Here is a 17,666-nt window from a genome sequence, read left to right on the forward strand (position 1 = left end):
TGCCTCCTGCTGCGCGTGCTTGTCCGGTGCGTACTGCTTCGCAGACTTAACAGGAGGTGGACTCCGCTTTATTCCCCGGGCCGGCGGGCGGGTTTCCGCTAGCCCTTCACCTGCACCACCGGCTCCTTCGTGAAGAGTGCGCCCAGGCTCGGCGCGTTCACCCTGCGGGTGGCCAGGCGCAGGGCCTCCCAGACCGTCACCTGGTTCGCCGTCAGGACCGGCTTGCCGAGGTCCTGCTCCAGGTCATGGATGTACGCCGCCGTGTGCAGCGCCGTGTCGGGCAGGAGGAGCGCCTCCGCGTCAGGGTGGTCGCCCGCCCGCGCCATGGCTCTCACCTCGTCCCAGCCCCACGTGCCGACCTCCGCCGCCGTGATGATGCCGTTCCCCTGCGTGGAGACGACCTCGACACCGGACGCCTTCAGGAACGAGGCGAAGAGCCCCGCCACGTCCTCGGGATACGTCGCCGCGACGGCGACCCGCCCCACCCCCACCTCACGTACGGCGTGGGCGAACGCGAAGGACGTGCTGGACGCCGGGAGACCCGCCGACCGGGCCAGGGCGCGGACCTGGTCGTGCGCGCCCTCCCAGCCGAAGACGAAGCTCGCGCTGGTGCAGGCCCACACCACCGCCTCCGCCCCGGCGAGGCGCAACTCCTCGACCCCGGCGGCGAGCCGTTTCGGCGACCCCATCTCCAGGAGAGCGTCGACCCGGTGCGCGTCCTCGCCGATGTCGGTGTGGACGACCTGGAGCCGGACATCACTCCCCAGCATCTGCTCCATGCGGGGGTAGTCGTCCTCAGCCGAGTGACCCGGATAGAGGAAACCAAGTGCGGTCACTTCCAGCCTCCTTCAAGGCAGCGTTGGTGGTCCTTCGGGCAGACCCTGACCCGGATCGAGCGGAAGTACACCTGGCAGCTCGCCCGGTGCCGAGACCGGACCCGCGCCCGGCCGCGCGCTCGGATTGATCAGCGCCTGGTAGGGCCCTACCGCATGCGTACCCAGACGGCGCAGCGCGGACCACATCGTCACCTGGTTCGCGGAGATCACCGGCATCCGCAGCTCGGCCTCCAGCTGCGGGATGACGTCGTACGTCGCGAGGTTGGTGCAGCTGATGAAGAGCGCGTCGGCCCCGCCGAGCACCGCCCGGCGCGCCATGTCCGCCACGTCCTTGTACGGCACCTTCCAGATGTGCCTGGTCAGGCCCAGGTAGGCGCGGCCGGTGACGGACACACCGGATTCGGCCAGGTAGTGCTCCAGGGACTGCGTGACCGACCAGGTGTAGGGCGTGACGAGCGCGATGCGCCGCGCGCCCAGGTCGGTCAGCGCTTCGAGCAGCGCGCCCGAGGTCGTCACGGACGAGACCTCGCCCGCACGGGTCATGGCCTCGCACATCGCGCGCTCGCCGGCGATGCCGCCGACGAAGCTGCCCGACGTGCAGGCGTATGCGAGGACTTCGGGTTCGGCGGCGCTCAGCGCCCGCACCGCCTCGCCGAGCGTCTCGTGCTCGCTGACGAGTCGTGCCAGGTCAAGGCTTACCTCGACGGGCACGTACGGAGTGCGGGTCAGATGGAGGGAGACCTCGTCCGGCACCCAGCGCCAGAGCTCCCGGTCGAGGGCGAAGTCGAAAGGGGCGACGACACCTACACCGCGTTGAGGGTGTGGTCCGCCGAGGAAGGAGACGTCCATGAGCAGGCCCCAAGTTCGTGCGTGCGTGCAATGGAGGGACCGGCCGGGGGCCGGGAGATGCGGAACCGGCGACGCGCCGGGACGTCGGGATGGGGCAGAAGGCGCGAAGATAGCGCTACAGAGTGTGCTACGGCCTCATACGGAGCGTACTCAGCCGTGGGGTGCTTGTGATAGAGCACCTCTGTTGACGAAGGTAGTTTCAGGTGCGAGCGTGGTCAATCCGCGCATCTCAGACGGCTCTGGCCGACACGAATCTCAGGGAAGCGGACTCTCATTGCGAAACGGTTTCTCATCGATGTCCGAATCAACGTCCGATTCAGCGTCTGATCCGATGTCCGAAACAACCGTTCTGGTCCTTGACGCCCCATCTCCCGCCCCGGCGCCCCGTCTCGGCAGCCTCACGGGCCGCGCCCGCATCGTGCACGCGGACGCGGACAGCCTGGCGGAGCAACTCCCCCACGCCGATGTGCTGCTGGTGTGGGACTTCCTGTCGGACGCGGTACGGCTCGCGTGGCCGGGCGCGGGCCCGCGGCCGCGCTGGGTGCACACCGCGAGCGCCGGCGTGGACCGCCTCATGTGCCCGGAGCTCGCCGAGTCCGACACGCTTGTCACCAACGCCCGCGGCGTCTTCGACCAGCCCATCGCCGAGTACGTGGCGGCCCTCGTCCTCGCCATGGCCAAGGACCTGCCACGCACCCTGCGGCTCCAGGACGAGCGCACCTGGCAGCACCGCGAGACCCAGCGTGTCGCGCGTACGCGCGCGTGCGTCGTGGGCTCGGGGCCGATCGGGCACGCCATCGTCCGGATGCTCAAGGGCCTGGGGATCATCACCGCCCTGGTGGGGCGCAGCGCGCGGAACGGCGTGCACGGGCCCGACGAGCTCGACCGGCTGATGGCGCGCGCCGACTGGGTGGTGTGCGCGGCGCCCCTCACGGACGACACGCGCGGCATGTTCGACGCGCGGCGCTTCGGGATGATGCAGCCGTCCGCGCGCTTCATCAACATCGGGCGCGGCGCGCTCGTCGTCGAGGACGATCTCGCGGCCGCCCTGACGAAGCGGTGGATCGCGGGCGCCGCCCTCGACGTCTTCGAGCACGAGCCGCTGCCCGCTGACAGCCCGCTGTGGACGGCGCCGGGGCTCCTGGTGTCCCCGCACATGAGCGGCGACACGGTGGGCTGGCGCGATGAACTGGGCGCGCAGTTCGTGGAGTTGTACGAGGAGTGGGCGGCCGGGCGGCCTCTCTCCAACGTGGTCGACAAAAAACGTGGGTATGTACCCGGGAATTGATCACTCTTGAGGAGCGTGCATGACCGAGCTCACGGATCTCACCGCGGTGCAACTCGTCGAGGCCTATCGCAAGGGCGAATTGAGTCCGGTCGACGCGACACGGGCGGCGCTGCGCAGGGCCGAGGACGTGCAGCCCGCGGTGAACGCCTTCGTGCGCGTGGACGGCGAACAGGCCCTCGCACAGGCCGAGGAGAGCGCCGGGCGGTGGCGGCGCGGTGAGCCGCAGGGCCTCCTCGACGGGGTGCCGGTGTCGGTCAAGGACATCCTGCTGCAGCGCGGCGGACCGACGCTGCGGGGCTCGAAGACCGTTCGTACGGAGGGGGCTTGGGACGAGGACGCGCCCTCGGTGGCGCGGCTGCGCGAGCACGGCGCGGTGTTCATCGGCAAGACGACGACCCCCGAGTTCGGCTGGAAGGGCGTCACGGACAGCCCGCAGAGCGGGATCACGCGCAACCCGTACGACACCTCGCGCACCGCGGGCGGTTCGAGCGGCGGCAGCGCGGCGGCCGTGGCGCTCGGCGCGGCACCCCTCTCGCTGGGCACGGACGGCGGCGGCTCGGTGCGCATCCCGGGCGCCTTCTGCGGCATCTTCGCGCTGAAGCCGACGTACGGACGGGTGCCGCTGTACCCCGCCTCCGCGTTCGGCACGCTCGCGCACGTCGGCCCCATGACGCGGGACGCGGCGGACGCGGCGCTCCTGATGGACGTCATCAGCGGCCCCGACCCCCGTGACTGGTCGCAGCTCGGGCCGGTGGCGGACAGCTTCAGCGCGGGTATCGAAGGCGGCGTACGCGGCCTGCGCATCGCGTACTCGCCCTCGCTCGGCGGTCAGGTCGCGGTGCGGCCCGCGGTCGCCGCGGCGGTGCGGCAAGCGGTGGAGTCCCTCGCCGCGCAGGGTGCGTACGTCGAGGAGACGGACCCCGACTTCACGGACCCGGTGGAGGCCTTCCACACGCTGTGGTTCAGCGGGGCCGCGCGGGTGACCCAGCATCTGCCGCCGGAACGGCGGGAGTTGCTCGACCCGGGGCTGCGCGAGATCTGTGCGCAGGGCGCCCGGTACAGCGCGCTCGACTACCTTGCCGCAGTCGACGTACGCATGGAGCTCGGCCGTCGCATGGGCCGCTTCCACCAGACGTACGACCTCCTGGTCACTCCGACGTTGCCGATCACCGCGTTCGAGGCGGGGGCGGAGGTACCGAAAGGTTCCGGCCATCGAAGGTGGACCGGATGGACCCCTTTCACGTACCCCTTCAACTTGACGCAGCAGCCCGCCGCGACCGTCCCGTGCGGGGTGGACCGGGAGGGGCTGCCCGTCGGCGTGCAGATCGTGGGGGCGCGGCACGCGGACGCGCTCGTCCTGCGGGCCGCGCACACGTTGTACGAAGCGGGCAGCGCGGGGATCGCGCCGCCCGCCCTTGACTGAACCTGCGAGTGACTGAACCCGCGAGCCCGCGGCCTACGCCCTGCGGAAGTTCAGCGTCTCGCCCTGCGCGCCAGCGCGCCACAGGTCGTTGCAGGCCTCGGCCATCCGGTCGAGGCCGTCGACCACCTGCCCCCAGACGATGCCGGGGACCCAGCCGACGTCGCCGTTGAGCAGCAGGTTGTTGCGTTCGTAGAAGAGGGCCAGGTCCACGACCGTGGCGCCCGCCTTGACGTCCGCGGCCGGTTCGTACCCATAGGCCTGCGTGCCCAGCTGTGTCCCGTTGAACGAGAAATAGCAGAGGTCGCCGGGAATGGGGGTGACTGTCGGGTTCTCCAGGGGCGGCTCGCGGTCCGCGAAAGCCGGAAAGAGGGCGTAGATCTCATTGCGGGCGTACTTCGCGTGATAGACGTCCTCGCTGAGCGGAAGCGCCTCCCACACCGCCTCGCAGGTCAACGGGGCCCGGTCGTCGAGCAGCTTTGCCGTGCACTGAACTCCCCGCTTGGCGAGGGAGACTTCGATGAATCGGTCTGCCATGTGTCCCATGCTCCTCCCTGGGTCAAGACCACAACGATTGCATCAGGGGCTGAAATTGGCCCGCATATTCCGCGTCGAGTCGGGTAGCCGCGCGCCCATGGCTCCACCACTTTGGAACAACCCAGAGAGCAATGAGACAGAGAGCTCCCGCGCCGACGGCCCGGGACCGAGTGCGGCACCCAGGAACATCGGGATCCGCCGACGATCACTCCTGTTCGGCGCGGGCGCGATAGGAGCAGTGGGCGCGCTCGGCGCCGCGGGCTGCAGCAAGGTGCCCACGGGGGACACGCTGGCGCGCCTGAAGTCGCAGGGGACCGTACGGCTTGGGATCGCGGGAGAGGCGCCGTACGGATACATCGACGAGGACGGTGGGTTCACCGGTGAGGCGGTGGAGCTCGCGAAGGAGATCTTCGGGCGCCTGGGCGTGCCCAAGGTGCAGCCCGTCGCCACCGAGTTCGGCTCGCTCATCCCAGGCCTGAACACCCAGCAGTTCGATGTGGTCTCGGCCGGGATGTACATCAACAAGGACCGCTGTCAGCAGGTCATCTTCTCGGACCCCGAGTATCAGATGCTGGACGCCTTCATCGTCCGCAAGGGCAACCCGAAGAAGCTCTTCAACTACCAGGACGCCTTCAAGGCCAAGGCGAAGATGGGCACGGGCCCCGCCTACGCGGAGATCGACTACGGCATCGCCGCGGGCTACAAGCGGGAGGACATCTCGATCTTCCCGGACCCGGTCGCGGGCATGAACGCCGTCGAGGCGGGGCGCATCGACTTCTTCGCCGGCACCGCCCTGACCGGCCGCGGCGTGGTCCGCAAGAGCACGAAGGCGGAGGCGACCGAGGCCTTCGCGCCCATCGTCGACGGCGAGAAGCAGATCGACGGCGGCGGCTTCACCTTCCGGCCGACCGACACGGAGCTGCGCGATGCCTTCAACGTGGAGATCCACAAGATGAGGAAGAACGGCGAGCTCTTCCGGATCCTGAAGCGCTTCGGCTTCACCAAGGACGAGATGACCACGCTGACCGCAGAGGAGCTGTGCAAATGACAGCGGGACTGTGGGAACACTGGGTTCTGCCCGGCATCTGGATCACCATCCAGCTGACGATCTACAGCGCGGCCCTCGCGACCGTCGTCGCCTTCGGCGTCGGCATGGCCCGCACCCACCGGCTGCGCACCGTGCGCTTCCTGGCCGGTTTCTACACCGAGGTCTTCCGCGGCACCTCATCGCTGGTGCTGATGTTCTGGATCTTCTTCGTCCTGCCGCAGCTGGTGGGCTGGGCGCTGGTCCCGATGTGGGCGGCCGTACTCGCCCTCGGGCTCTCCTACGGCGCGTACGGCGCCGAGATCGTGCGCGGATCGCTCAACTCCGTGACACCGGCACAGCGCGAGGCGGGGGTCGCGTTGAGCTTCAGCCCGGCACAGCGGATGCGGCTGATCCTGCTGCCGCAGGCCATCCCGGAGATGATCCCGCCGTTCTCGAACCTGCTCGTCGAGCTGCTCAAGGGCACCGCCCTGGTCTCGCTGCTCGGCATCGGCGACGTGTCCTTCGCCGCGAACCTGGTGCGCCTGGCGACCACGGAGAGCGCCGAGATCTACACGATCACCCTGGTCATCTACTTCGTGATCGCGTTCCTGCTCACCCGCGGGATGCGCTCCCTGGAGCGTAAGACCAAGGCGGGCATCGGGCAGAAGACCGAGTCCCGGGGCCTGATGTCCAGGCTCAACTGGCGTCAGGAGATGGAAGTTGCACAGATTCCGAAGGGCGGAGGCACCGGCGCATGATCATCGCTGCTGACAAGTGGGACTGGGGCGCCGTCTCCGACTTCATGCCGCACTTCTGGGACGGTGTCCTCACCACCCTGCAGATCCTCGCCCTGGGCTCGCTGATCTCGTTCTCGCTCGGCCTGGTGTGGGCGCTCCTGTTCCGCGCCCCCAGCCGCTTCGTGCGGTGGCCGGTGGGCATCATCACCGAGTTCATCCGCAACACCCCGCTGCTCGTGCAGCTGTTCTTCTTCTTCTTCGTCCTGCCGGAATGGGACATCCAGTTCTCCGCGCTGACGACCGGCATCATCGCGATCGGCCTGCACTACTCGACGTACACCGCGCAGGTCTACCGCGCGGGCATCGAGGCCGTGCCCGTCGGCCAGTGGGAGGCTGCCACGGCGCTGAGCCTGCCCTACCGCCACACGTGGACCGCGGTGATCCTGCCGCAGGCCATCCGCCGCGTGATCCCGGCCCTCGGCAACTACGTCATCGCCATGCTGAAGGACACCCCGCTGCTCGCCAGCATCGGCGTCCTTGAGCTGCTGCAGCGCTCGCGGCTCCAGGCTGCGGAGACCTTCCAGTACACCGAGGCCCTGACCGTCGTCGGCATCGCCTTCATCGTCATCGCCTACCCGTCCTCCCTCCTCCTCCGAGCCCTGGAGCGTCGTCTTGTCGTCTGAAACCACCCCCAAGGAAACGGCCAACCCGGCGGTCGACGGCAGCGAGCTGATCCGCTTCGACAAGGTCACCAAGAGGTTCGGGTCAAACACCGTCCTGGACGAGCTGGACTTCTCCGTGGACTCGGGCAAGCACGTCACGCTGATCGGCCCCTCCGGGTCGGGCAAGACCACGATCCTGCGGCTCCTGATGACCCTGATGAAGCCCGAGGAGGGCACCATCAAGGTCGGCGGGCGCTACCTCACGCACGAGGAGAAGAACGGCAAGCTCGTGCCCGCGGGCGAGAAGTACGTCCGCGAGGTCCGCAAGAACATCGGGATGGTGTTCCAGCAGTTCAACCTCTTCCCGAACATGAAGGTCCTGCGCAACATCACCGAGGCGCCGGTCCAGGTGCTCGGCCTGTCCAAGGACGAGGCCGAGGAGCGCGCCCGCGGCCTGCTGGAGCTGGTCGGGCTCACCGAGCACATCGACAAGTACCCGAACCAGCTCTCCGGCGGTCAGCAGCAGCGCGTCGCCATCGCGCGCGCCCTGGCGATGCGCCCGCAGGTGCTGCTCCTGGACGAGGTCACCTCTGCGCTCGACCCCGAGCTGGTGGCGGGCGTCCTCGACGTCCTGCGGGACATCGCGCACACCACGGACATCACGATGCTCTGCGTGACCCACGAGATGAACTTCGCCCGTGACATCTCGGACCAGGTCCTGATGTTCGATTCCGGCCGGGTCATCGAGTCCGGGACGCCGGAGAAGATCTTCACCGAGCCCGAACACGAGCGGACCCGGGAGTTCCTCAGCGCGGTCCTGTGACCCCGCACCACAATTGCGCAGGCTATGGCCTTGGGTGATGACGCTGGCATATGCCAGGGTGGCGCGTTCCTGCTGACGGTGCCGGAACGCGCCACCAATGTCCCCAACAGCCGCTCCATATCCACCTCTTGGCCGCTATCGTGGACGAAGCCCAGCTGTCCGGAACCGTTGCACGCAGGGGGAAGCCGTGGCGCTGAAGCACGAGCCGACCACGCCGCAGCACTCGGTGCAGAGCGCGCTGCGCGTGCTCGAGATCGTCGCCCGGCACAACGCCGGCGTCACCGACGCCGAGCTCGCCCGCCAGACCAAACTGCCCGCTCCCCAGCTCGCCGCCCTCCTGCGCATGCTGCGCCGCGAGGCGTACGTCGAGCAGGTCGCCGACGGTGCGTACGTCACCGGCGCGTCCCTCGCCCGCCTCGGTTCGGCCCACCGCCGCGAGCAGGCCCTGCGGGACAAGCTCAAGGACACCCTCGACGAGCTGCGCGACTCGATCGGCGCGGCCGTCTACATCAGCCGGTACGAGGACGGCGAAATCAAGATCACCGACTTCGCGGACGGCCCCCGCACCCCCAAGGTCAACGAGTGGGTGGACTTCCGTTCCTCCGCGCACGCCAGCGCGGTCGGCAAGAGCCTGCTGACCCAGCTCGACCTGAACGGCCGCAGGGACCACCTCTCCCGCCACAAGATGGCCCGCCTCACCTCGCGGACGATCACGAACGAGCGGGTCCTGTTGAACAGCCTCGCCGCCCAGCCCGCCACGGTCCCGGTCCTGGACCTCCAGGAGTACGCGGTCGGCACGGTCTGCGCCGCCGTCCCCATCACCGCGGGCTCGGCGGTCGGCTGCCTGGCGCTGTCCCTCCCGGTGGAGCATGCCCACCGGCTCCGGGAGGCGGCCCGGACGCTCAATCGCAGGGCGGCGCCGGTGCTGCTCTCGCTGGCGATCTAGGGGGCGGTGCGGGGGCGGTGCGGGGGCGGACGCCCGGTCGGACGCGGGCGCGGTCCTGAGCACCCTCCTGGACCAGGTATTATTTTCGAGTCAGTAGGCGCCGTTAGCTCAGTTGGTTAGAGCAGCTGACTCTTAATCAGCGGGTCCGGGGTTCGAGTCCCTGACGGCGCACGACAGAAAGAAGCCTCTCGCGGAAGCGGGGGGCTTCTTTCGTTCCGCGGAAGATCCGGGCGGGCGCTCCCGCGCATATCCCTCGTACCGGTGAGGACATCGCCCCCGGGGCCCCGCGATACTGGCACGGCCCTCCTGCCCCGAGGAGCCGCCCCATGCACGGTCCCTTCCCCGCGCTGTCCCGGCTGCGCACCGCCCACCCCTACGTCGTCGACACCGCGCTCGCCGCCCTGGTGCTCTTCGCCGTCTCGCTCCAGTTCCTCTTCCCGGACGAGGGCGGCGATCCGCTCAGCGCGGCCGGGTTCGCGCTCGGCGCGGGCACCGCGCTGCCGCTGATCTGGCGGCGGCGCGCGCCCATGATCTGCGCGAGCGTGATTGCCGTCTTCACGCCCGCCATGGCGCTGTACCACCGGCCGCCGCCCGACGTCTGCATCGGCGGCATGGTCGCCCTCTACACCGTGGCCGCCCTGAGCACACCGCTGCAGCGGCGCATCATGCTCGCCGGGTGGCTGGCGGGTGCCGCCGTCACGATGACCTTCAAGGAACACGCCGAGCCGTACGAGTACCCCTTCCACCTGCTCAGCCTCATCAGCGCGTACGCCCTCGGGTCCTTCGCGCGTGTGCAGCGCGCGTACACCGCGGCCCTGGAGGAGCGGGCCCGGCGTCTGGAACGGGAGCGCGCCGCCGAGACGGCGCGGGCGGTGGGTCAGGAGCGGGCCAGGATCGCCCGCGACATGCACGACATCCTCGCCCACGCGGTGAGTCTGATGGTCGTCCAGGCGGAGGCGGGCCCGGTGGTGGTCCGCAGCGATCCGGACCGCGCGGTGGGGGCGTTCGACGCGATCGCGGGGGCGGGGCGCGACGCGATGGTGCAGTTGCGGCGGATCCTGGGCGTGCTGCGGGAGACGTCGGCCCCGGGTGGCGGGGCGCGCGTCCCGCAGCCGACGCTGGCGGCGCTCCCGGAGCTGGCCGCGCTGGTGGAACAGACCGGCCTGCGGGTCGAGTTGACGGAGACCGGCGGGCCTCGTCGCTCCCTGCCACCCGACGTAGAGGTGGCCGCGTACCGCATAGTCCAGGAGGCGCTGACGAACTGCGTGAAGCACGCGGGAGCGAGTGTCGTGGCGGTCGAACTGTGTTGGTCTGCCGCCGAGTTGTTCCTGCGCATCCACGACGACGGGGCCGGGCTACGCGCTTCGGAGGGCGCGGGCGCGGGGCACGGCCTGCTGGGTATCCGGGAACGCGCCGCCGCCTGTGGGGGCATGGCCGAGGCCGGCGACGGGCCCGATGGTGGATTCCGTGTCGCCGCGCGGCTGCCCACGGCATCCTTGGGGCATGAGCATCCGGGTGGCCGTGGCAGACGATCAGGAGCTGGTGCGCAGCGGCTTCTCCATGATCCTTGAGGCGCAGCCCGACATCGAGGTGGTGGCGGAGGCCGGTGACGGCGCGGAGGCGGTGGCGGCGGTGCGCCTGCACTCCCCCGACGTCATCCTCCTGGACATCCGGATGCCGGGGATGGACGGTATCGAGGCGGCCCGCCTGGTGTGCGCGCAGTCCAGCTGCCGGGTCGTCATGCTCACCACGTTCGACCTCGACGAGTACGTGTACGAGGCGCTGTACGCGGGGGCCAGCGGATTCCTGCTCAAGGACGTCCGCAGGGACGACCTGGTGCACGCGGTGCGGGTCGTCGCGGCCGGGGACTCCCTGCTCGCGCCCTCGGTGACGCGACGCCTGGTGGCGGACGTGGTCCGACGCCGCCGCACGGACGCCGACGCGCCCCCCGTTTCCCCTGCCGAACGCCTGGCGGTGCTCACGGCCCGCGAGGAGGAGACACTGCGACTGCTGGCCCGGGGCCTGTCCAACGCGGAGATAGCGGCATCGTTCGTCGTCAGCGAGCACACGGTAAAAACGCACGTCAGCAACGTCCTCTCAAAGCTGGCACTGCGGGACCGGGTCCAGGCGGTGATCTGCGCGTACGAGACGGGGCTGGTGGTGCCGGGGGGATAGGGCCTGCTTGAGCGGCTGCCTCCTCCCCCGTCCGGCGGAGACCTCACCCGCCCGAGGGAGGCGGCAAGACCGCCCGGTGCGGCGATCCGCCGCGTGCGGCCGACGGTGACTCTGAGGGGTGTTCCCGGACCCCGTTCTTGGAGGAGGCAGAGCCATGCTGGCCGCCCTCGCCCGTACCGCGACCCGTCGCCCCCGTACCGTCGTCCTCGTCTGGCTTCTGCTTCTTGTCATCGGCCTGGGCTTCGGCACCCGGGTCTTCGGTGACCTGACCTCCTCGGTGGAGGACGTGCCGGGCAGCGAGTCGGTCGTCGCGACGGAGCGCCTCGCCGAACTGACCCCGGACGGCGACGACTTCAACGCCGTCGTGGCCGCTCCCTCCGTCGACACCCCGCAGATCCGCGCCCAGGTGGGCGACGCGGTGGCCGACGTACGAAAGCAGCCTGGCATCGCCCGGGTGCCGGATCCGTACACCACCCGCGGTCTGGTCGCCGAAGACGGGAAGGCCCTGCTCGTTCCCGTCGTGCTCAAGGGTGGCCTCGACGACGACGCCGAGGAGGAGGCCGTCGGTGACGCGGCCGACCGGCTCCGTGAGATCACCGCCGGTGACGTCGCGGTGAGCGGCGGGCCGCTGCTCGGCGAGCAGATGGGCGGCAGGGCCCAGGAGGACGTCGCCCAAGCTGAGTTGATCACCCTGCCCGCCGTACTGATCGTGCTTCTGCTCATCTTCGGTGGGCTGCGGGCCGCCGGGCTCCCCCTCCTTGTCACCGTGAGCGGCGTGGCCGGTGCCTTCCTGACCCTTTACGGCTTCAGCCAGTTCACCGAGATCTCCGTCTACGCCGTCCAGATCGTCACCATGCTCGGCCTCGGCCTCGCCGTCGACTACGCGCTCCTCATGGTGATCCGCTTCCGCGAGGAGCGGGGGAAGACGGATGACGTGGCGCGGGCCGTGCACGCGACCGTCGCCCGCGCCGGGCGCACCGTCCTCTTCTCCGGTCTGACGGTGGCGATCTGCCTGTCGGGGCTCGTCTGGTTCCCCAGCCCCTTCCTGCGCAGCATGGGCCTCGCGGCCGGCGCGGTGGTCGTGGTCGACATGCTGGCGGCGCTCACGCTGCTGCCCGCGCTGCTCGCCCTGTTCGGCAAGAAGATCGCCCCCTCGAACGGGAAATCCCGCACTCGGCAGCTGACTTGGCGACGCGCCGGCAACGCGGGAGCCGCACCCGAGCCCGGCGCCTTCTTCGCCCGCCTCGCCCTCTTCTCCGCCCGGCGCCCGGTGGCCGTGACCGCCACCGTCGTGGCCGTCCTCACCTTCCTCGCCCTGCCCGCCCTCGGGATGCGGATCAACATCGGCGACGCACGGCAGCTCCCGCACGACACCGAGGCCCGGCAGCTGTACGAGAGCGTGCGCGAGCACTACCCGGCGGGGACGGACACCGACCCCGTCCAGGTGCTCATCGCGGCCGGCGCCGACCCCGACTGCGAGGACAAGATCCGGGCCCTGCCCGGCATCAGGGCGGCCGACCGCGAACGGCTCTCCGACGGCACGGTCCTGCTCGAACTGACCCCGGCAGGATCGGTCGACGGCCCCACCGCCACGCGGCTCGTGGACCAGGTCCGCGACCTGCGGGGCGACGAACCGATCCAGGTCACCGGCAACGCCGCGAGCCTCGTCGACTTCCGCTCGATGCTCGCCGAGCGCGCCCCCTGGGCCGTACTCACCGTCCTGGCCGCCCTGTTCGCCCTGCTCTTCGCCTTCACGGGATCACTCCTGCTGCCGCTGCGTACGCTCGCCACCACCCTCCTCAGCCTGGGTGCCGCCCTCGGCGTCGTGGTGTGGGTGTTCCAGGACGGGCACTTCGCCGGGATGCTCGGCGGCGAAGGGCTCGGGGCGCTGAGCCTTACCGCGCCGCCATTGATCATCGCGATCGCGTTCGGGCTCGCGATGGACTACGAGCTGTTCATCCTGTCCCGGATGCGGGAGGCGTGGCTGGAGACCGGCGACCACCGCGCCGCCACCGTAGAAGGTCTGCGCCGCTCGGGCCGTGTCGTCAGCTGTGCGGCCCTGCTGCTCGCGATCGTCTTCGGCGGCTTCATGACCGGCGGCTTCTCACCGATCCTGCAGATCGGGCTCGGCCTGACGCTCGCGGTGCTCATCGACGCGACCCTGGTACGGATGTTCCTCGTACCGGCGACGATGACGCTGCTCGGCCGCCGCGCCTGGTGGGCGCCGCGGCGGATGCGGAAGCTCCATCAGCGGTACGGGCTGCGCGAGGAGGCGCCGTCCGCCGGCCCCGTGCCGGTCGGCCGGGGGGTCAGGCAAGTACCACCCAGTCCATGACCAGGGCGGCCACCAGGCCGACGGCCAGGAGATAGCTGCCGAGCCGGGTCCTGCCGCGCCTGCTGAGTTCGATCACCAGGCCGCAGAGCACGAGCAGCAGCCCGTACACCCCCACGACCAGGACGGACGACCGGCTCGCCAGACGTACGGCGAGCACCACGGCCGCCGCGGCCATCAGCACCGAGGCCGCGGCGATCCGTATGCGCCGTGCCTGGCGCGGCGTGAGGCCGGCCCGTATCTGGTCTGACGTGCTCATGGTTCAGGATCGTAATGGACCTGACCGGTGGCCTGTGCACGCTTTCCCGGCTCAGGCCCGCAGGTACGCCAGGACCGCGAGGACCCTGCGGTGCGTTCCGTCGCCCGGCGGCAGGTCCAGTTTGCCGAGGATGTTGCCGATGTGTTTGCCCACCGCGGCCTCGCTGACGACGAGTTCGGCGGCGATCGACGCGTTCGACCTTCCCTCGGCCACCAGGCCGAGCACCTCGCGCTCGCGCGGCGTGAGCTGTTCGAGGGGGTCGCGGCGGCGCCTGATCAGCTGCCGTACGACCTCCGGGTCCACGACCGTGCCACCGTCCGCGACCCGCGCCACCGCGTCGGCGAACTGCTCGACCTGCCCCACCCGGTCCTTGAGCAGATAGCCGACGCCGGTGCCGTCCCCGGTGTCCAGGAGCTCGGCGGCGTACGAGCGTTGCACGTACTGGCTGAGCACGAGCACCGGCAGCTTCGGCCGACGCGCGCGCAGGGCGAGGGCGGCACGCAGCCCCTCGTCCTTGAAGCCGGGCGGCATGCGGACGTCGGTGAGGACGAGGTCCGGTTCGTGCGCGTCGACGGCGGCGCTCAGCCCTTCCGCGTCACCGAGCGCGGCGGGCACCTCGTGGCCGAAGCGGGTGAGCAGGCCGACGAGTCCTTCGCGCAGCAGCACGCTGTCCTCGGCGACGACGATTCTCAGCGCTGGGCGCTGGTCGGGTGCTGGGCTCGGCACGGGATCTCCACGGACAGTACGGTCGGCCCGCCCGGCGGGCTGGTGACCGTCAGTGTGCCATCGAGCACCGCGATCCGGTCCGCCAGGCCGGTCAGGCCAGTGCCTCGGGCGGGGTCCGCGCCCCCGTCACCCTCGTCGCGCACGTCGATGCGGAGCGCCTCCCCTTCGTGACGGGCCCTGATGTGCGCGCGGTGCGCGTTGCTGTGGCGGGCGACGTTGGTGAGGGCCTCGCGGGTGGCGAAGTACCCGGCGGATTCGACGGGTTCGGGGAGGCGGGGCAGTTCCAGGTCGGTGTCGACGGGGACCGGGGAGCGGTCGGCGGCGTCCTCGATGGCGGCGGCGAGGCCGTAGTCGGCGAGGACCTGGGGGTGGATGCCGCGGATGAGTTCGCGCAGTTCGGTGAGCACGTGGCCCGCCTCGTCGTGGGCCGTGGCGAGCTGGGCCGCGAGGGGGCTGCCGGGAGCGGCGTCGAGCCTGGCGAGGCCCAGGGTCATGGTCAGCGCGACGAGCCGCTGCTGGGCGCCGTCGTGCAAGTCCCGCTCGATCCGCCGCCGTTCGGCCTCGAAGGCGTCGACGAGGCGGGCCCGGGAGCGGGTCACCTGCTCCAGCTGGGTGGCCAGCTCGGCCTCGCGGGGCGCGAGGAGGAGGCGGGCGAGCGCGGCGCGGGCGGAGGCGTAGGCACCGAGGGGGTAGAGCAGCGGCACGAGGAGTACGAGCCCGAGCAGCGCCAGGGCGAAGGCGTGCGGGTAGTCGCTGACCAGCCAGAGCTTGGCGGCGCGGATCTCGCCGCCGTCCAGGGCGAGTTGGGCGGGGGCGGCGACGAGGAGGGCGGGGGCGCCGATGGTGCAGACGAGGGCCAGAAGGTCGAGCGGCCACAGCACGAGGGCGAGCAGCACGGCGTACGCGAGCTCACGCCAGGTGGCCTGCTCCTTGACGCGCAGCTTGAACCAGGCGGGGATGCCGGGGGCTTCGGGGGTCCGGTGCGGGGTGGCGGGCGGGGGTGCGGGGTCGACGAGGCGTGCGCGGCGGCGTTCGAGTGCGGCGATGGGGATGCCGGCGAAGGCCAGGAGGGGGAGGAGGGGGATGCCCACGAGGACGAGGGCGAGGGCAAGTCCGAGGGTGAGGCCGAGAACCCCGCCGAGGAGGACCAGGACCCCGAGCAGCACACCCCCCAGCAGGTACGCGACACCCCTCCAGGGCGCACTGCTCCTCAGATACGCCCGCCCCCGCATCCCCGCCCACACGCTCTCCCCGGTCATGGGGCCACGGTATTGGCTCTTCGGCGAAGGTAGTTCGCTGCGGGGTGTCGGGTGGGTGGGCGGGAAGGCCTGTTCGTCCAGGGGCAAGGCTGCGGATCAGACCGGCAGCAGCCCCTCCCTGCCCTGAACCCGGTACTGGGCAAGGAGTTCGACCAGGGCCGATGGCACCAGGCGGTGGTAGGCACCCGTCCCGGGGTCGGGGCGCCACCACACGGGGTCCCCGCAGCGAAACCCCTCCCCCCGCAAGGCGGCCCGCGCGACCTTGTTGGTCGCGGTGACCGGCATCCGCTCCACCACCCGTACGAAACGCGGCGCCATCTTCGTTCCCAAGTCGCCCTGCGCAAGGAGGAACTCGGCGAAGGCCAGCGGATCGAAGTCCGCCCCCGGCCGCGGGGCGACGGCCGCCATCACCTGATCCCCCGAAACCGGGTCAGGCACCGCGTACACGGCGACCGCCGCAGCCGCCTCCCAGCGCGCGAGGATGTTCTCGATCATCGCCGCCGCCAGGTTCTCGCTGTCCACGCGGAGCCTGTCGTCCGTGCGCCCCGCGAAGTAGAGGAATCCCTCCGCGTCGCGGTAGAAGAGGTCCCCCGTCCAGTACCAGCCGTCCCGGAGCCGCGCCGCGTCCGCCTCCGCGTTGCGCCAGTACCCCTCGAAGGGCGAGCGCCCCTTGTTGACCAGCTCCCCTATCGCCGCCTCGCCGTTCAGCAGCCGTCCGTCCGCGGCGAACACGGCGGGCGGGCACTCCTCACGCGTACCGGCGTCCACCACCGCGAGCTCGTCCCCCGGCGCCGCCCGCCCGATCGCCCCGGACGGAGTCCCCGGCACCCGCTGGATCGCCGCGCCGCCCTCCGAGGAGCCATAACCCTCCACCAGCCGCACACCGAACCGCTTCTCGAACCGCCCCGCGTCCACCGCCCCGGCCTCCGTGCCGAACCCCATGAGGAGCGGGTTCTCCGTGTCGTCGGGGCGCTCGGGAGTCGCAAGGAGGTACTGCACCGCCCGGCCCACGTAGGTGAAGTACGTCGCCCCGTACGCCCGTACGTCGTCCAGGAACGCCGACGCCGAGAAGCGCCGCCGCAGCGCCACCCCCGCCCCGCCCGCAAGCGCGGGCGCCCAGTCCGCGATCACCGCGTTGCCGTGGAACATGGGCATGCAGATGTAGTGGACCCCGTCGGGCCCGAGTCCGAAGTGGTCGACGAGCGACCGGCCCGCCGCCACCAGGCGCCCCTGGGTGCAGATCGCGGCCTTGGGCGCACCCGTCGACCCGGAGGTGAAGTAGAGCAGCATCCGGCTCGACGGGGTCGCCGCCCGCGACACCTCCGGGCACGCGTCCGCATAGGGGGCCAGCAGCTCCCCGTACGCCTCCGTGTCGGTCACCAGGAGGCGGACGCCCGGGAGTTGCAGTCCGTCGAGGAGCGGGAGGTGCGCCCGTTCCGTGATCAGGACCCGGCAGTCGGTGTGCACGATGTCGCGGGCCAGTTCCGCGCCCCTGCGCGTGGGGTTGATGCCTGCCACCGCCGCGCCCGCGAGCGCCGCCGCGCTCAGCCACAGGGGGTACTCGGGGGTGTTGTCGAGCAGGACGCCGACGTGCGGCTCGGCTCCTCTGGGCAGCAGGTCGGCGAGGAGCGCCGCTCGCGCCGCCGCGCCTGCCGCGACCTGGTGGTGCGTGAGCTCCTGCTGTTCGAAGCGCAGGCCGGTGCGGTGGTCGCCCCAGCGCGCCTGCACGAGCTCCGCGACGGTCCTCCCGGTGGACTCCATGGCCGCGCACCATAATTGATGCATCGTCA

Annotated in this window: 17 protein-coding genes and 1 tRNA gene; 11 read left to right on the forward strand and 7 right to left on the reverse strand. The window is 70.8% G+C overall.

The features are described from left to right. Positions 1–98 precede the first annotated feature (98 nt). Positions 99–836 carry a decarboxylase gene (locus tag AB0I66_RS31490; protein WP_363211362.1) on the reverse strand — a complete coding sequence of 246 codons (738 nt, stop codon included), beginning with the start codon at positions 834–836 and terminating at the stop codon, positions 99–101. A gap of 12 nt (positions 837–848) precedes the next feature. Next, positions 849–1,685: a decarboxylase gene (locus AB0I66_RS31495; protein WP_363211363.1), complete on the reverse strand. Its 837-nt coding sequence runs from the start codon at positions 1,683–1,685 to the stop codon at positions 849–851. Positions 1,686–2,016: 331 nt separating this feature from the next. On the opposite strand from AB0I66_RS31495, the gene AB0I66_RS31500 reads away from it, so the two are divergent. Both AB0I66_RS31500 and AB0I66_RS31505 read left to right on the forward strand, forming a co-directional pair. After that, positions 2,017–2,973, forward strand: a complete 957-nt coding sequence (locus AB0I66_RS31500; RefSeq protein WP_363211364.1) for a D-2-hydroxyacid dehydrogenase — start codon at positions 2,017–2,019, stop codon at positions 2,971–2,973. A gap of 19 nt (positions 2,974–2,992) precedes the next feature. Further along, a complete protein-coding gene (locus AB0I66_RS31505; protein ID WP_363211365.1) occupies positions 2,993–4,396 on the forward strand; it encodes an amidase in 1,404 nt (467 codons plus the stop codon). A gap of 33 nt (positions 4,397–4,429) precedes the next feature. Here the strand turns inward: AB0I66_RS31505 and AB0I66_RS31510 are convergent, their stop codons facing one another. Further along, positions 4,430–4,930: a DUF3830 family protein gene (locus tag AB0I66_RS31510; protein WP_363211366.1), complete on the reverse strand. Its 501-nt coding sequence runs from the start codon at positions 4,928–4,930 to the stop codon at positions 4,430–4,432. 193 nt (positions 4,931–5,123) lie between these two features. Between AB0I66_RS31510 and ehuB the strand changes: the two genes are divergently transcribed. The 9 genes from ehuB (at position 5,124) to AB0I66_RS31555 (ending at position 13,635) form a co-directional block, all read left to right on the forward strand. Continuing rightward, the gene (ehuB, locus tag AB0I66_RS31515) at positions 5,124–5,978 is read left to right on the forward strand and encodes an ectoine/hydroxyectoine ABC transporter substrate-binding protein EhuB (RefSeq protein WP_363211564.1); all 855 of its coding nucleotides are present in this window, start codon (positions 5,124–5,126) and stop codon (positions 5,976–5,978) included. Beyond that, on the forward strand, positions 5,975–6,715 hold the full coding sequence (gene ehuC / locus AB0I66_RS31520) for an ectoine/hydroxyectoine ABC transporter permease subunit EhuC (RefSeq protein ID WP_363211367.1): 741 nt from the start codon (positions 5,975–5,977) through the stop codon (positions 6,713–6,715). The genes ehuB and ehuC overlap by 4 nt, the downstream gene beginning before the upstream one ends. Next, positions 6,712–7,377 carry an ectoine/hydroxyectoine ABC transporter permease subunit EhuD gene (ehuD, locus tag AB0I66_RS31525; RefSeq protein WP_363211368.1) on the forward strand — a complete coding sequence of 222 codons (666 nt, stop codon included), beginning with the start codon at positions 6,712–6,714 and terminating at the stop codon, positions 7,375–7,377. Before ehuC ends, ehuD begins: the two co-directional genes overlap by 4 nt. Beyond that, positions 7,367–8,179 (forward strand): ectoine/hydroxyectoine ABC transporter ATP-binding protein EhuA, encoded by an 813-nt coding sequence (ehuA, locus tag AB0I66_RS31530; RefSeq protein ID WP_363211369.1) that lies wholly within the window; start codon positions 7,367–7,369, stop codon positions 8,177–8,179. The genes ehuD and ehuA overlap by 11 nt, the downstream gene beginning before the upstream one ends. A gap of 187 nt (positions 8,180–8,366) precedes the next feature. Continuing rightward, positions 8,367–9,125 carry an IclR family transcriptional regulator C-terminal domain-containing protein gene (locus AB0I66_RS31535; protein ID WP_363211370.1) on the forward strand — a complete coding sequence of 253 codons (759 nt, stop codon included), beginning with the start codon at positions 8,367–8,369 and terminating at the stop codon, positions 9,123–9,125. Positions 9,126–9,222: 97 nt separating this feature from the next. Beyond that, positions 9,223–9,296: transfer RNA gene (locus tag AB0I66_RS31540), tRNA-Lys, on the forward strand. Between the two features lie 155 nt (positions 9,297–9,451). Then, positions 9,452–10,696 carry a histidine kinase gene (locus AB0I66_RS31545; RefSeq protein ID WP_363211371.1) on the forward strand — a complete coding sequence of 415 codons (1,245 nt, stop codon included), beginning with the start codon at positions 9,452–9,454 and terminating at the stop codon, positions 10,694–10,696. Beyond that, on the forward strand, positions 10,629–11,300 hold the full coding sequence (locus AB0I66_RS31550) for a response regulator transcription factor (protein ID WP_363211372.1): 672 nt from the start codon (positions 10,629–10,631) through the stop codon (positions 11,298–11,300). The genes AB0I66_RS31545 and AB0I66_RS31550 overlap by 68 nt, the downstream gene beginning before the upstream one ends. 154 nt (positions 11,301–11,454) lie before the next feature. Next, positions 11,455–13,635: an MMPL family transporter gene (locus AB0I66_RS31555; protein ID WP_363211373.1), complete on the forward strand. Its 2,181-nt coding sequence runs from the start codon at positions 11,455–11,457 to the stop codon at positions 13,633–13,635. Here AB0I66_RS31555 and AB0I66_RS31560 read toward each other — a convergent pair. From AB0I66_RS31560 to AB0I66_RS31575, 4 genes are all read right to left on the reverse strand, one after another. After that, a complete protein-coding gene (locus AB0I66_RS31560; RefSeq protein WP_160505209.1) occupies positions 13,610–13,891 on the reverse strand; it encodes a hypothetical protein in 282 nt (93 codons plus the stop codon). The two genes, AB0I66_RS31555 and AB0I66_RS31560, sit on opposite strands and share 26 nt — an antisense overlap. Positions 13,892–13,942: 51 nt before the next feature. Further along, positions 13,943–14,617 (reverse strand): response regulator transcription factor, encoded by a 675-nt coding sequence (locus AB0I66_RS31565; RefSeq protein WP_363211374.1) that lies wholly within the window; start codon positions 14,615–14,617, stop codon positions 13,943–13,945. Continuing rightward, positions 14,581–15,876 carry a sensor domain-containing protein gene (locus tag AB0I66_RS31570; protein WP_363211375.1) on the reverse strand — a complete coding sequence of 432 codons (1,296 nt, stop codon included), beginning with the start codon at positions 15,874–15,876 and terminating at the stop codon, positions 14,581–14,583. Before AB0I66_RS31570 ends, AB0I66_RS31565 begins: the two co-directional genes overlap by 37 nt. Before the next feature lie 96 nt (positions 15,877–15,972). Further along, positions 15,973–17,637, reverse strand: coding sequence for a long-chain-fatty-acid--CoA ligase (locus AB0I66_RS31575; protein WP_363211376.1), 1,665 nt, complete (start codon positions 17,635–17,637; stop codon positions 15,973–15,975). Between the last annotated feature and the right edge of the window lie 29 nt (positions 17,638–17,666).

Source organism: Streptomyces sp. NPDC050439 (assembly GCF_040655335.1).
GTDB lineage: Bacteria > Actinomycetota > Actinomycetes > Streptomycetales > Streptomycetaceae > Streptomyces.